This is a genomic window from Paenibacillus sp. YSY-4.3 (genome assembly GCF_054767475.1).
The window spans coordinates 1,146,804-1,160,486 of sequence record NZ_BAABMC010000001.1; the positions used below are offsets into that span (position 1 = coordinate 1,146,804).

Annotated in this window: 12 protein-coding genes; 6 read left to right on the forward strand and 6 right to left on the reverse strand. The window is 51.4% G+C overall.

Going from position 1 to position 13,683, the window contains the following annotated elements; all coding sequences use genetic code 11:
• Positions 1-3 precede the first annotated feature (3 nt).
• Positions 4-516, reverse strand: coding sequence for a MogA/MoaB family molybdenum cofactor biosynthesis protein (locus ACYUJT_RS05415; protein WP_460319351.1), 513 nt, complete (start codon positions 514-516; stop codon positions 4-6).
• Between the two features lie 160 nt (positions 517-676).
• On the opposite strand from ACYUJT_RS05415, the gene ACYUJT_RS05420 reads away from it, so the two are divergent.
• The 3 genes from ACYUJT_RS05420 to ACYUJT_RS05430 all read left to right on the forward strand — a co-directional run bounded on the left by ACYUJT_RS05420 (position 677) and on the right by ACYUJT_RS05430 (position 3,185).
• On the forward strand, positions 677-1,726 hold the full coding sequence (locus ACYUJT_RS05420; protein WP_460319353.1) for a CobW family GTP-binding protein: 1,050 nt from the start codon (positions 677-679) through the stop codon (positions 1,724-1,726).
• A gap of 111 nt (positions 1,727-1,837) precedes the next feature.
• On the forward strand, positions 1,838-2,173 hold the full coding sequence (locus tag ACYUJT_RS05425; RefSeq protein WP_460319355.1) for a four-helix bundle copper-binding protein: 336 nt from the start codon (positions 1,838-1,840) through the stop codon (positions 2,171-2,173).
• A 109-nt stretch (positions 2,174-2,282) separates the two neighbouring features.
• Positions 2,283-3,185 (forward strand): S-layer homology domain-containing protein, encoded by a 903-nt coding sequence (locus ACYUJT_RS05430; RefSeq protein WP_460319357.1) that lies wholly within the window; start codon positions 2,283-2,285, stop codon positions 3,183-3,185.
• A 633-nt stretch (positions 3,186-3,818) separates the two neighbouring features.
• On the opposite strand, the gene ACYUJT_RS05435 is transcribed toward ACYUJT_RS05430, so the two are convergent.
• Positions 3,819-5,903: an ABC transporter ATP-binding protein gene (locus tag ACYUJT_RS05435; protein ID WP_460319359.1), complete on the reverse strand. Its 2,085-nt coding sequence runs from the start codon at positions 5,901-5,903 to the stop codon at positions 3,819-3,821.
• Positions 5,904-5,907: 4 nt separating this feature from the next.
• Positions 5,908-7,662, reverse strand: coding sequence for an ABC transporter ATP-binding protein (locus ACYUJT_RS05440; RefSeq protein WP_460319361.1), 1,755 nt, complete (start codon positions 7,660-7,662; stop codon positions 5,908-5,910).
• 466 nt (positions 7,663-8,128) lie between these two features.
• On the opposite strand from ACYUJT_RS05440, the gene ACYUJT_RS05445 reads away from it, so the two are divergent.
• The gene (locus ACYUJT_RS05445; protein ID WP_460319362.1) at positions 8,129-8,425 is read left to right on the forward strand and encodes a HesB/YadR/YfhF family protein; all 297 of its coding nucleotides are present in this window, start codon (positions 8,129-8,131) and stop codon (positions 8,423-8,425) included.
• A 157-nt stretch (positions 8,426-8,582) separates the two neighbouring features.
• On the opposite strand, the gene ACYUJT_RS05450 is transcribed toward ACYUJT_RS05445, so the two are convergent.
• Positions 8,583-9,101, reverse strand: a complete 519-nt coding sequence (locus ACYUJT_RS05450; RefSeq protein ID WP_460319364.1) for an ADP-heptose synthase — start codon at positions 9,099-9,101, stop codon at positions 8,583-8,585.
• Between the two features lie 148 nt (positions 9,102-9,249).
• Here ACYUJT_RS05450 and ACYUJT_RS05455 point away from each other — a divergent pair, with 148 nt between their 5' ends.
• On the forward strand, positions 9,250-10,218 hold the full coding sequence (locus ACYUJT_RS05455) for a phosphotransferase family protein (protein ID WP_460319366.1): 969 nt from the start codon (positions 9,250-9,252) through the stop codon (positions 10,216-10,218).
• Positions 10,219-10,283: 65 nt separating this feature from the next.
• The gene (locus tag ACYUJT_RS05460; RefSeq protein WP_460319367.1) at positions 10,284-12,032 is read left to right on the forward strand and encodes an ABC transporter ATP-binding protein; all 1,749 of its coding nucleotides are present in this window, start codon (positions 10,284-10,286) and stop codon (positions 12,030-12,032) included.
• Positions 12,033-12,163: 131 nt separating this feature from the next.
• On the opposite strand, the gene ACYUJT_RS05465 is transcribed toward ACYUJT_RS05460, so the two are convergent.
• Together ACYUJT_RS05465 and ACYUJT_RS05470 are read right to left on the reverse strand one after the other, a co-directional pair.
• The gene (locus ACYUJT_RS05465) at positions 12,164-12,616 is read right to left on the reverse strand and encodes a DUF441 domain-containing protein (RefSeq protein WP_460319368.1); all 453 of its coding nucleotides are present in this window, start codon (positions 12,614-12,616) and stop codon (positions 12,164-12,166) included.
• A gap of 2 nt (positions 12,617-12,618) precedes the next feature.
• Complete coding sequence (locus ACYUJT_RS05470) at positions 12,619-13,605, reverse strand: YpdA family putative bacillithiol disulfide reductase (RefSeq protein ID WP_460319369.1); 987 nt, start codon at positions 13,603-13,605, stop codon at positions 12,619-12,621.
• Positions 13,606-13,683: the final 78 nt, after the last annotated feature.

Below are 13,683 nucleotides of genomic sequence, written 5' to 3' on the forward strand. Positions count from 1 at the left end.
CGTTTACTTTTTGTTGATTTCGCGCATGACATGTCCAAGCTCTGGAATGATGATTCGCTCCATCGCAAGCTTGACGGCAGCCTGGGAACCGGGCATGGAAAAGACGGCCATATTGCTGATCGTACCGGCAATCGCGCGGCTTAGTATGGCTGCCGAACCGATATCCTCGGTAAAGCTTAAATACCGGAAAATTTCCCCGAACCCGGGCATTTCTTTATTCAGCAGGCTGCGTACGGCTTCATATGTGGTATCCCGCGGCGATATTCCCGTACCACCGCTGAGCAGAACGGCTTCTATGCCGCGGTCGGAAGCCGCTTCACGCAGGAGCTGGCGTATTTGGTCGTAATCGTCTTTGATGATCCGATACTTAACGACCTTGCAGCCGCTGGCTTCCAAAAGCCGCTGAATCAACTTCCCGCTGTCGTCATTATCGGGAGTCCGGGTATCGGATACGGTCACAATCATGCAGGAAATGTGCTTGGGCGCTTCCTGACGGTGTTGTTCTACGGATTTCATAATATCGTTTCCTTTCCGGTCGTAGATTGTAAGTGGTTGATCTAATAACCTATTTTAACATACTTACCCGGAACTATTCGGCGAATCACAGGTTGCATCCCGGGATCGCTTGGTGTAAACTCGCTCTCATGGAATGTGAATTACAGATGGGGGTAACAAGATGTCGCAAGCGAAATTGAATCAAGCTACGCCGATTTACATATTGTCCGGATTTCTCGGGAGCGGGAAAACGACGCTGCTGCAGCGAATGCTGTCATACTGGAAGGATCAAGGGCTAAAGCCTGCGGTTATCATGAACGAAATTGGCGATATTAATTTAGACGGTCTTCTTGTCGGCGATGAGGTGCCGATGGCGGAAATGCTGGGCGGATGCATATGCTGCACGGTTAGGGGAGACCTCAGTGTGCAAATGTTAGAGCTCATTCGGGATGAGCGGCCGGATGTCATCGTGATTGAAGCGACAGGGGCAGCCAATCCGCTCGAAATACTGGACGCTGTAACCGAGGTCTCATTAACAGCCAAAATCGATATCAAGCCGATGATTACAGTTGTGGATTCGGTTCATTTGCTGGAGCTGCATGCGGCGCAGAAAGGGAAGACCTACCGGCTGATGATGGAGCAGATTCGCTGCGGTTCCGTTCTAATCGTCAACAAAATCGATAGGCTGCAGAGCGGACAATTGCAGGAGATCGAGGATTTGCTGCGGCGGTTGAATCCATATGCGGAGCTTCTGCCAGCCGTTAAATGCGGCGTGGATATTGAACGCCTTACTACATTGTATGATGACTCGCAAGGAATTCATGATCGTGATCTTAAAGAGCGTGCGTCATCCTGCAGCCACGGGAGCGACTGTTATTGCGGAGCGCATACTGATGACAGCAATCATGGACATGGGGAAGCTCATGGGCAAATGCATCAGTCTCATGAACACGTCACCGTATACAGCCACTATTTTCAAGGGCCTGTCAACAGCGAGCAATTCGAAAGCTTCATCGCCGAGCTTCCCCGGGATGTCTACCGGGCCAAAGGCGTGTTGAGCTTCTCTGATACGTCCAGCCGTTTCTTGTTCCAATATGCTTATCGTGAACCGGATTATTTGAAAATTACGCCTCAGGGCAATGTGCCGGATGTCGTCGTGTTCATTGGCGAGCATTTCGATAAAAACAAGCTGGCTGATCAGCTTCGTCAACTGGAAGTCGTGCCACGTTAAGCCCAGCTAATATTTAGCAGATCGTCCTTCATCGTTTCATTTTATCGTCTTCCTGGTTAGAGTAATAAAGAGAATGTTCGCGGATACTACATCTTCAGGAGGGAATAGTCAATGATTCAGGAAAAATACAGGGAATGCATCCAAGCTTGCCTAGAGTGCATGAATGCGTGCAATTACTGCTATGTATCCAGCTTGAAGGAATACGATCTGGCGATGCTGAGGGAATGTATACGGCTTGACCGGGAATGCGCGGAAATCTGTTCTTTCGTTGCAGAAGCGCTATCGCGCAGCACTCTATTCGCAAGGGAACTGTGTGAGCTGTGCGCCAAAGCCTGCGACGCTTGCGCAGAGGAATGCGGAAAGCACGAGCATCATCACTGCAAGCAATGTGAGCAGGCCTGCCGCAAATGTGCGGAATTATGCCGCCGTATGATCGCCGTAGCTTAACAGGTAAAGCGCTCTACGGTAGGAAACCTTTGGTTTTTCGGGAGATATTTCCTGAAAGTCGAAACCTTCCGGACGGTTTTTGCGTCAGAGAGGGCAGAGGTGATGAATGATGATAAATAAAAAATTGAAAATAACAGCAGCACTTCTGTTGTCCAGCTCGCTGCTCCTGGCCTCTTCGGCTGCTGCCTTCCGAGATGTGGAGGGAAAGGACGCAACAATTACGAAGTCTCTGCATGAAAGGGGCATCATCCATGGCATGACCAAGGACAAATTCGCACCGAAGGGCCAGCTCACTGGAGCGCAAGGCGTGCGAATGATCGTGCAGGCACTGGACTTGAAGGGCAAAGGCAAAGCTAATTCAGGCGTAAAAGGCGGTACGGCGTTCTGGTATTCCGAGTCGCTGCAAATTGCTAAAGACAACGGCATCCAATTGCCCGCGGACTTCAAGCCAAACGAGAAGCTGAGCCGAGAAGCTTTTGCTAATATGTTGATGCAGGGCATCGATGCGACTGGTGATTATCCGGTGATCATGATGTATGTGAACATCGCTGATTCAGATCAGGTAAACCCGGATTACATGAGCAATATTCAAACACTGCTGCTCACGAAGATTGCATCGCTGGACGATGACGGAAAGTTCCATCCTAGAACGCCGATTACCCGGATTGAAGCTGCCCGCCTAGTATACAATGCTGCGGAATTTGTTCGGCAGCACAAGGATAGCGTCATTCCAGGCAAAGACGACGACCAACAGATGAACCAGGTTTCTTACCAAGTCGAGAAGGTGAATGACCAGGTGAATAAGGTCGTTCTGACCCGGGCGAATCAGCCTCATCCGGGATATGGCATTGCCGTAGCCAAAATTGAGTTCAAGGCTAAGACTGCGGTTGTGTATTACGAGCTGCTATCGCCGGAGCCTGGCAAGTTCTATCCGCAGGTCATTACGGATTCCAAGACGGAAACGTATGTATCCAGCCAATATGAAGTGGTCGTCAAGCCGCTGAAAAAATAACCAACTAAGGACTGTCCCATTGGCAGACAGAGAGTTGGTCCATAGTATATTGAATGACTCCAAGAAGCCCTCCTTTTAGATGGTTGCTCATTGCTTCCATTACGCTAAGGAAAGGCTTCTTTTTGTATAGCAATATTGAAAATAGGGGCTGCCCTTAAGCCATTATTGATGACTTATGGGACAGCCCCTTTTTCTAGCTAGCGAATCTGAGATAGTGCAATGTGTAACATGAACCAAATTCTAACGGACCTGAGGAGGCGTTCGCTTATCGAATCGTGGCATCGCTAATGGACCTGAAGCAGCGTTCGCATATCGTATCGGAGTGGTGACGCTAACGAATCTGAGAAGCGTTAACTGGCTTCAAACAAGGACTCCGAAATTGTAACGAACCCTGGTAACCCTATTGGCCTCAAAACTACTCCAAAGTGCTGCATTTGAGCCAAATAGCGATATCTGGATTCGTTACATCGGAAACTGTCCAGAAAATGAGGGATTAGCGTGCTCAAGGTTCGTTACAGGAAGCCGCCTTTTCGTTGGCGCTGATCCTGTGTGTTGCCGAAAGGCCAGGCCAGGTTAAATCAGATCAGATCAGGCTAGTTCAGTTCAATTCAGTTCAGTTCAGTTCAGTTCAGTTCAGGTCGGATTAACCACCGCTCGCGGAGTTGCCGCGCCTGCGTGCTGCGGCAGCGGCTCAGATTTCGCTTCTTCCGCTGAACCCAGCTGAAGGCGATACATCTGATAGTATCTGCCGCCGAGAGCGAGCAGTTCCTCATGCGTACCCCTTTCGACGATTTCGCCTCGATGCAGCACGAGAATTTGATCGGCGCTGCGGATTGTCGAGAGACGGTGGGCGATGATGAAGGTCGTGCGTCCGCGTTTGAGTACTTCAAGCGCAGACTGGATCAGCGCCTCGGTCTCGGTATCGATGTTGGCCGTCGCTTCATCCAGAATCAGGATCGCCGGATCGAAGGCTAGCGCTCTGGCGAAGGAAATAAGCTGCCGTTCTCCAGCGGATAGAGTGCTTCCTTTCTCCACCACAGGTTCATCGATGCCTTTAGGCAGATGCTGCAGGATGCGTGTCGCGCCTACATCGGCCAAAGCCTTTTCTACGCTAGCCCGGCTGATCCGCTCATCACCGAGGCTTACATTTGAGGCGATCGTACCGGTAAACAGGTATGGGTCCTGCAGGACGATGCCCATATGCTGGCGAATCCACTGCTTCGGCAGCTCGGTGACATGTTGGCCGTCAATCGTAATCGTTCCCTTCTGTGGATCATAGAAACGGAATAACAGATTGATGATGGAGCTTTTGCCTGAGCCGGTATGGCCCACGAGCGCCACGGTCTGTCCTTGCTTCGCCTCAAAATTAATGTTTTTGAGCACGTAATCTCTCTTGTAAGCGAAGGAGACGTTTTTGAACTCGACGTTGCCTTTGTAGCGCGGCATTCCGCCGTCAGTGACATGCTCGCCGGGCTCATCCATCAGCTTGAACACGCGGCCGGCGGACACCATGGAAGAGTCCAGCGCCGCAAGCTGGTTGACCATTCCGGTAATCGGCTGAAACAACCGACCGAGCACATCCACAAAGGCGTACAGCACGCCAAGGGAGATAATTCCGGCTCCGGTCAGCTGAGCCGAACCGAAATACCATAAGACGATCGCAAACGACAAGCTGCGGATGACGTTCACGAGATTATGCGATGTCAGGGCATTCAAGTTGAGCATTTTGTTTTGATGCTTCATGTAATCGTTGTTCAGGTTTTCGAATTCTTCTTTGGTTTGCTCTTCGCGCCGGAATATCCGGATGATCGACATGCCTTGTATCGATTCGTTGATCATCGCGTTGATCTCACTCAGCCGTGAACGAATGATGGTGTTGTATTTCGTAGCGAATTTCCGGTAGAGCACGACCCAAATCCAAATGACCGGTACGACGAAAAGGCAAATGAGTCCCAGCCTGACATCGAGCAGGAACAGGGCCACGTACACCCCTAGCATGTTTATCACTCCCGAGAAGAAATTGGAGAGTACGGCGATAAACAAATCTTTGACCGCCTCGGTATCGTTCGTTACCCGGGAAACGACTTTGCCCGCCGGCAGGTTGTCGAAGAAGTTGACCGGCAGCCGCTGAATATGGCTGTACACGTCGACGCGCAGCTTCTGAATGACTTTGTTCGCGGAAGATTGCAGCCAGTAGGTTTTGCCGAATTCCATGACGATGCCGACTGCCAGAAAGGCGAAATACCAGCCGACCAACGTAAGAATGCCGGGAACTTCCGGTTGGTAAAATGAAAATAATTCCGTTTTCGACAGCTTGACTGCCGGATACTCGGCTTTGCTCCCGTTGTAATCAATCGTCAGCATGCCCCCTTGAAAACTGCGGTCTCCGCTAGGATTTGCGACTGGCTCGTCAATGAAGACGAAGTTCTTGCCCGTCTGCAGGATGCGAACCTCCTGGCCTTTGGCTTCGTCAGCCGCAAAGCGGTCACCGCGCTTGAAGAAACGCCCGTCATAGGAAACGGTCTCCTTGCCGGGCCCGGACGTCTCGTAGAAAGGCCGCTCGATCGCCAGCATGTGATCATCGATCATGGAGCGGGCGATGAAGGGACCGGCCAGGTCGGCGGCGACGCCAATCGCCAGCATGACCAAGGCAAGGATAAATGTATTTTTTGCCGTCAAGGCATATTTAAACAGTGCTTTACCTGTTTGCGAGTGCATAGGACTAGGACACCTCCCCGTCAAGGTTGGATTCAACCTGTTGACGCTCATATTGTTCGCGGTACCATCCATTCGCTTGAAGCAGCTCCTGATGTGTACCTTGCTCGATAATGCGTCCCTCCTCCAGCACGACGATCCAATCGGCGTGCTCCACCGCGGATAGCCGGTGGGTGGAGATGAGCGTGGTTTTACCGGAACGCTTGCTTCGGATATTGTCGACGATTCGGGCTTCTGTACGGGCATCAACGGCCGAAAGCGCATCATCGAGAATCAGGATTTCCGGATTGGCGATAAAGGCTCTTGCCAGCGATACCCGCTGTTTCTGTCCTCCGGAGAGGGCCACGCCTTTCTCGCCGACCAGCGTATCCAGCCCATCGGATAAGGTCCCAAGATCCTGATCGAACGCAGCGGTACGGATCGCCTTCATAATCGTGTCATCGGAAGCATCCTTGAGGCCGAATTGAATGTTCTGCCTCACGCTCTTGGAGAACAGAATTTGCTCCTGCGGTACGTATCCGACCCATCCATGCAGCTGAGAAAGCGTGATGCTTTGAAGCGGCACCCCGGAAATCGCTAGCTCGCCGGTTCCTAGCGGATATTCATGCAGCAGCTGCTTCAGCAGTGTAGATTTGCCGCTGCCGGTACGACCGACGACGCCTAGCGTTTCGCCACGGCGAATCTTCAGATTAATGCTGTCGAGGTTGACCTTCGCCGAGGTCGGGTACTGGAAAGTGACATTGTTGAATTCAATAGCGTCGGGATGATCCACATGAACTGGATCGGCCGCGTCCTCGACGTCAGGCTTGACGTTCAGCGTCTCGTTGACCCGGTCGAGGGAGGCGCCGCCACGCTGCATGATGTTGATCAATTCGCCGATGGCGAACATCGGCCAGATCATCATCCCGAGATACATATTGAATGACACGAGGTCACCCAAGGTCAGCTCATTGTGAAACACGAGGTAAATGCCGTAGGTTAGACCGATGGCGTAGCTGAGCCCGACACAGAACCGTATCGTTGGCTCGAAGTAGGCATCGACCCGCGCTACGGCCAGATTTTTACGGTACACGTCGTCGGTAACGTCCTGGAACCGCTTCTCGTCAAGCCGCTCCTGAACATAGGCGCGAATGACACGCACGCCGGCGACCGATTCCAGCACCTGGTCATTCATGTCGCCAAACGCATCCTGAGCCAGCGTATAACGCTGATGGATGATGCGGCCGTATATCATCATGGCCAGGGCGATGATGGGTAGCGGAATGATTGCGGCCAGCGTCAGTTTCCAGCTGATAAGCGTACCCATAGCGATGAAGATGACGGACAAGTAAGCCGTCGAGTCGGTTAAGGTCAGCATGCCGAAGCCAGCTGTCTGAGCAACGGATCTTAAATCGTTTGTTGCTCTTGCCATAAGATCCCCGGTACGGCTCCGTTCGAAGAACGGCGGCGTCATTCTCAGCAAATGGTTCATAAACCGCGTGCGGAGCAGCTTCTCAATCAGATTAGAGCCGCCGAACAGCTTGTGCATCCATATATAAGTCATGTAGTAAATAACGATGAGTACGCCGGCAATCATCAGAATATATTGGGTTAGCGATTTCCAGCTAATGGATCCATTAACGATGTCGTCGATTGCTGCGCCCAGCAGCCTCGGCGGAAGGAGCTCGATAATCCCGACGATAATCAGCAGGATCAATCCGATCGTGTATCGCCTTTTTTCCCGCTGGAAGAACCAGCCCAGCTTTTGAAGAACGGAAAACATGAAGGTTTCCTCCTATTCCTTTAACAATGCAATATTTAAGTCAATTCTTGAGCAGCCACTGCAGGTGACTCTATTTGAAACCGCAAAAAAAGGCATATCGTCCGTAAACGATATGCCTTGAAGACCAATAACATATAACGCGTACGCTGCTATCACAAAGTGAAGCAACCTCAGCCGTATAGCATTGCCTATACCCGTTAGAAGACGACGGGGACAGTTCGCGAATATACTCCAGTCCAGCCTGCAGGGGTTGCTCCGGTATTCAGTTGTAATATGTGTCCGTTATGAAGTGCAGGAAAATGATTAACAATTAACACCGTGCTCACCCTTTCATAGTTTGGTAATTAATGCAAATGAGTTTCGTATGTTGTTGAGTTTAACACCGCTTTCTTACCGCTGTCAATTTTTATTTTGGCAATTCAAACGGGATTGGTCTAAAATAAGGAGAAGATAGGAGGGGATCGATATGATCAACGTTACAAAAGAAGCGGCCCGCTGGTACAAAAATGAACTTGGCGTACAAGAGGGTCAGGCGATCCGCTTTTTTGCGAGATATAGTGCCGGAGGGACCATTCACCCGGGATTTGCGCTGGGCATCGGCATTGAAACCCCGGTTTCGCCGGGAGCCGTCTCCGAAGTAGATGGGATTACGTTCTACATGGAAGACAAGGATTTGTGGTATTTGAAGGGATACAACTTGAACGTTGTATATGACCAAAAGCACAATGATATCGAATATGAGTATGAAACGGCCGAGGTATAGGGTAGAGCGGTACACCGCACATAACCTTTGGCAAAGAATCAAGAAAGAGAACGATAAGCCCTGAAGCTTCAGAAAGCGAATTTATAACAAGCGGGGATAAGCAGAGCAGAGGATAATTCCGACAAGAAAAGGCCCGAGTTTCGGGCCTTCGTTTGTATTATGGTTGGTTATTCGTGAAAATGCTATCTTCCATCGCGAATTCGAAGTCCTGGATATCAAATACCTGAATGGGAACCTCCGCTTCGATAATGCGGCGTATCAACTCCAACTGATCCGTCAAGACAGGGGCACCTTCACGTTGCGCGGTCAGGACGATCTCGGTCTCGATCGGGTCGAGAAATTCTCCGTACTGCTCGTTGTCGAGCGCGTTAACCACTGTCCATGAGATATTCTCGCCGAGCAGGATGGAAGGGCTCTTGGTCCAAGGGACGTTTAGGGCCCGTTCGAGCTTTTTGCGGTTGAGCGGTTCTTCCAGATAGGCTATTAACTCATTAATCTTATTCTTAACATGCATGTCGTCGGCCGGGTCATGCATGAGAGGTTCGGGACTATTCTGAAATTCGTACAGCTCCAAGACGGTGGTGTAAGGAACAATATATTCTACAGGCGCGCTAGGCGCGAGTAACTCCCCATAAATGGCCACCATCACGGCTTCAATTACAAATCGACGTGACATGGTTATCCTCCTACAAACGGTTGCTGCTCTTTGCCGCTAGCCACAAGTGTGTTCGCCTGCGGCAAGGGCATATTATAGGGAGTATATCACAACATGAGTACAATTACAGCTTGATCGGGAAAAAATGAACGACAAATGGAGGATGGTTATGCCTGAATCAGAGGATCTGGCACGGAAAGCTGGGTTGTCTCCAAACGTCCTTGCCTGGATTAGGGAGCAAAACGGGGGGAGCTGGAACATTCGCCGTATCATCCCCCTGTTAGGAGGGGTTTCGTCTGCGGTCTACGAGGTGAATTTGGAGAGAAGCGGGGAGATCACCGGCTGGGTGCTTCGCCAATATACAGATCTGACTCGGTTTGAGGCAGAACCGGATCTCATCGCACATGAGTCGGCGGCGCTTCAAGCAGCGTCAGAGCCAGAGCACGGGTTTGTGGCGCCGAAATGGCTCGCATCCGATTCCGATGGCAGCGGCTGCGGTACGCCTTCCGTCCTGATGACGCGATTGCCGGGCGAGGTCGTTCTTATGCCGCAAGACAGAGCCGTCTGGCTAAGGGAACTCGCTCAGGCGCTGGTCCATTTACATCGCCAGGGGACGAAGACATTTTCATGGACCTATTTTTCATATATCGATCCGACCCAGTTCGGCATTCCCGAATGGACGGGCAGACCCGAGGTTTGGGAGGAAATCGTGCGAGTCATCCAGGGGCCGGAGCCAAAATATACGCCTAGGTTCATTCATCGCGATTATCATCCCGGCAACGTACTGTGGGAGCATGGGCAGGTGTCCGGCATCGTCGACTGGGTCAATGCCTGCATGGGTCCTTCAGGAATCGACGTAGGTCATTGCCGGGTGAATTTGGCACAGCTTCACGGGGTTGATGCAGCCGACCGGTTCCTTGAAGCCTACATGGAATCCATGCAGGGAGGGCAGGAAGCGGAATACGACCCTTACTGGGATATGGCAACCTTGGCGAGCTACGTTTCCTACGGTCTCGAGGTATACCGTGGATGGATTGATCTTGGCATTACGCATCTGCACAAGGATTTGCTGGCCGCACGATTGGACGAATACGCGGAAAGTCTGCTGCAGCGGCGTTCGGCCAGCCTTTTGGCTTGATGATTGTAGCAGCGGAAACTACAAAATTAATTTAGCAGAACAACATAGAGGGATGTGCGCATCAGTTGAAACATTGGAAAGCTTATTTCGCTTTTGTCAAACCGTATACGAAATGGATTCTGCTCACTTTATTCATCGGTGTGTTGAAATTCGGCATTCCGTCGATGCTGCCGCTAGTTCAAAAGTACGTCGTTGACGATATTTTACTGAACAAATCGATTGGGCTTCAGGAGCAGGTCTACCAATTGATGATCGTGCTTGGGGCAACATTGTTCCTCTTCGTTATTGTGCGAGGGCCCGTCGAATATGCCAGGCAGTATTTTGCGCAAATGATTACGGCAAAGATTCTCTTCGACTTACGCAACAAGCTGTACAGTCATTTGCAAAGGCTCTCGCTCCGTTATTACCAGAACACGAAGGTGGGGGAAATCATCTCCCGGTTCATCAACGATGCGGAACAAACCAAAAATATCGTTGAAGTCGGCATGATGAATGTGTGGTTGGACGCCTTTACGCTCGTCTTCGTCCTTGGGTTCATGTTCTATTTGGATCCGGTACTGACCCTTGTGTCCATCGCGATATTTCCGCTGTACGCGATTGCGGTCAAGGTGCTGTATAAACGGCTCAAGAAATTAACCAAAGACCGCTCCGCAGCCCTCGCCGGCATCCAGGCGTATTTGCATGAGCGGATCCAAGGGATCTCGGTCATTCGCAGCTTTGCCCTGGAGAAGCATGATCAGGCTAAGCTTGAAGGCGTCAACGGGAAGTATTTGAAGAAAGCGCTGGCCCACAGCCGCTGGAATGCCTGGACCTTCGCGATCATCAATACGATGACGGACATCGCTCCGCTGCTGGTCATCGGCTATGGGGGTTATCTGGTTCTTCAGCAGGAACTGACGCTTGGTACGTTTATTGCTTTTTTTGGTTACCTAGACCGGCTTTATTCACCATTGAAGCGATTGATCAACTCTTCTACCGTACTGACCCAGGCTTCCGCCTCTTGGGAACGGGTGCTGGAATTGCTCGAGGAACCGTATGATATGGTCGATCAACCTGGTGCTCTTCCTCTAAAAGGGGGGAACCATGACATAACGCTCCGCAATGTGTGGTTCAAATATCATGAACAAGACCCTTGGGTGCTAAGGGATATATCCCTCCAGATCAATCCGGGAGAGACGGCAGCCTTCGTCGGAATGAGCGGGGGAGGGAAATCGTCTCTTGTCGGTTTGATTCCAAGATTTTACGACATCCAGAAGGGCAGCCTGATGGTAGGCGGCCGCGATGTGAAGGATTGGACGATGGAGAGCCTTCGCGGCTCGATCGGCATGGTACTGCAGGACAATTTTCTGTTTAGCGGCACCGTTCGCGAGAACATACTGTTCGGTAAGCCGGGCAGCAGCGAAGAGGCGGTTCATGAGGCGGCCAAGGCGGCGAATGCGCATGAATTCATTATGGAGCTGCCGAATGGTTATGATACGGAAGTAGGGGAACGGGGAGTGAAGCTGTCCGGCGGGCAGAAGCAAAGGATTGCCATTGCTCGGGTGTTTTTAAAAGATCCGCCGATCTTAATCCTAGATGAAGCCACTTCGGCTCTGGATTTGGAGTCGGAGCATCTCATTCAGCAGTCGCTTCAGCAGCTCTCCAGAAGCCGGACAACCTTAATCGTCGCTCACCGCCTGTCCACGATTACTCATGCGGATCAAATTATCGTCATGAAGAACGGCAGTATCGCCGAACGGGGAACACACGAAGAGCTGATGGACAAGGACGGGGTTTATGCTCAGCTCTACAGCATTCAGAATTTGAATCCTTAGAGAAGTCAGGACTTATTCATTTTAGTTATTTTGTCTGCAGAGTAATAGCAGTGTAACCATGCCAAAAAGCGCCCGTGAAGCGGAAGTAATGCTTCACGGGCGCTTTTGCTTTATGCTTTGGCTGAGCTTTGTCAAAGCTTCCCGATAAAGAGCGATAAAATGCCGGCCGCGATCAGCGGGCCGACCGGAACTCCACGAAAGAAGGCCACGCCGAGCACCGTGCCAATCAGCAATCCAGCGACGATTGTCGGCTGGTTGCCCATCAGTGCGGCTCCCCGTCCGCCAAGCCAAGCGACGAGCATGCCTACGGCAATGGCCAGCAGGGATTTCCAGTGGAAGAAGGACGACCATATGACGGACAACGGGATTTTACCGCTGGCGACAGGGGTCATGACGCCAATCGTCAGGATGATGATCCCCACAGTCAAACCATACTTTTCCAGCCAGGGAAATGCCGAGTGCAGCTGCAGTACCCGGATCAGCAGCAGGAAAATCATTGCGACCGTAATCGGCAAATTGCTGCTGAAAATGCCTAACGCCGCTAGAAATAGCAGAATAAGCGAAGTGACATCGACTTGGCTCATCGTTAAGCTTCTCCTGATTTGATGGCTACGATATGCTCGGCGATCAGCACGCCATGTTTGCGGCCGCTTTCGATGAATACCTCATTGGCGTTGCTTCCTGAGGCGATGACCCCGGCAACATATAGTCCGGGAACGTTGCTCTCCATCGTTTCCGGGTCGAAGATCGGCTTCTCCATTTCGCCTGACATCTCGACGCCCGCTTGGAACAGCAGCTTTCGATCCGGGTGAAATCCGGTAAGGGCCAGCACGAAATCGTTCAAAATTTTCTCCCGGCCGAGCTCGGATTCGATGATAACATGATCCTGGGCAATATCGATGACCCGTGAAGATAACCTTAGATCGATCTTTCCACGGTTGACCATGCTTTCAAAGATCGGTCTTACCCATGGCTTGATTTGCTCCGAGATGTTGTCCCGGCGGTAGACGATCGTTACCTGCGCCCCGACGCGAATCAATTCCAGCGCTGCATCAACCGCGGAGTTGCTGCCTCCGATGATCGTGACTTTCGTGCCGGTGTACGGATGCGCCTCCCGGAAATAGTGGGATACTTTATCCATCTCCTCCCCCGGGATGCCGAGCATGTTCGGATGGTCGAAGTAACCCGTGGATATGATGACGTTGCGCGCCTGGTATTCCCACTTTTCGCCGCTGCGCGTGACCGAATGAACGGTAAAGGTCCCGTCTTCGTGACGGTGGATCGCCGTGGCTTCCTCGTAGGAAGCGATGTGCAGATTGTAGTGGTGGCTGACTCCGCGATAATAGGCTAAGGCTTCATGGCGGAAAGGCTTATCGTTAGGCGTACTGAAGGGAATGTCCCCGATTTCCAGCAGCTCTGGGGTGCTGAAAAATTGCATATGCGTCGGATAAGAATAAATGGAATGAACGAGACTGTGTTTCTCCAGCACGAGGACGTGAAGTCCCCGCCGTTGACATTCTATGGCTGCAGAGAGTCCGCAAGGACCAGCACCGATAATAATAACGTCTTGCATGTGAGTCCTCCTAGTTTGTGAATGAAGTTTACGTTGGCGCTAGCCGAAACAATACTATCCTACAGGAAATGATCCTGA

What these genes read in the sequence shown, in the direction of transcription:
- ACYUJT_RS05420 (WP_460319353.1), top strand. Translation starts at nt 677, where the DNA reads ATGTCGCAAGCGAAATTGAATCAAGCTACGCCGATTTACATATTGTCC.
- ACYUJT_RS05415 (WP_460319351.1), bottom strand. Translation starts at nt 516, where the DNA reads ATGAAATCCGTAGAACAACACCGTCAGGAAGCGCCCAAGCACATTTCC.
- ACYUJT_RS05425 (WP_460319355.1), top strand. Translation starts at nt 1,838, where the DNA reads ATGATTCAGGAAAAATACAGGGAATGCATCCAAGCTTGCCTAGAGTGC.
- ACYUJT_RS05465 (WP_460319368.1), bottom strand. Translation starts at nt 12,616, where the DNA reads ATGAGCCAAGTCGATGTCACTTCGCTTATTCTGCTATTTCTAGCGGCG.
- ACYUJT_RS05470 (WP_460319369.1), bottom strand. Translation starts at nt 13,605, where the DNA reads ATGCAAGACGTTATTATTATCGGTGCTGGTCCTTGCGGACTCTCTGCA.
- ACYUJT_RS05450 (WP_460319364.1), bottom strand. Translation starts at nt 9,101, where the DNA reads ATGTCACGTCGATTTGTAATTGAAGCCGTGATGGTGGCCATTTATGGG.
- ACYUJT_RS05455 (WP_460319366.1), top strand. Translation starts at nt 9,250, where the DNA reads ATGCCTGAATCAGAGGATCTGGCACGGAAAGCTGGGTTGTCTCCAAAC.
- ACYUJT_RS05440 (WP_460319361.1), bottom strand. Translation starts at nt 7,662, where the DNA reads ATGTTTTCCGTTCTTCAAAAGCTGGGCTGGTTCTTCCAGCGGGAAAAA.
- ACYUJT_RS05445 (WP_460319362.1), top strand. Translation starts at nt 8,129, where the DNA reads ATGATCAACGTTACAAAAGAAGCGGCCCGCTGGTACAAAAATGAACTT.
- ACYUJT_RS05435 (WP_460319359.1), bottom strand. Translation starts at nt 5,903, where the DNA reads ATGCACTCGCAAACAGGTAAAGCACTGTTTAAATATGCCTTGACGGCA.
- ACYUJT_RS05430 (WP_460319357.1), top strand. Translation starts at nt 2,283, where the DNA reads ATGATAAATAAAAAATTGAAAATAACAGCAGCACTTCTGTTGTCCAGC.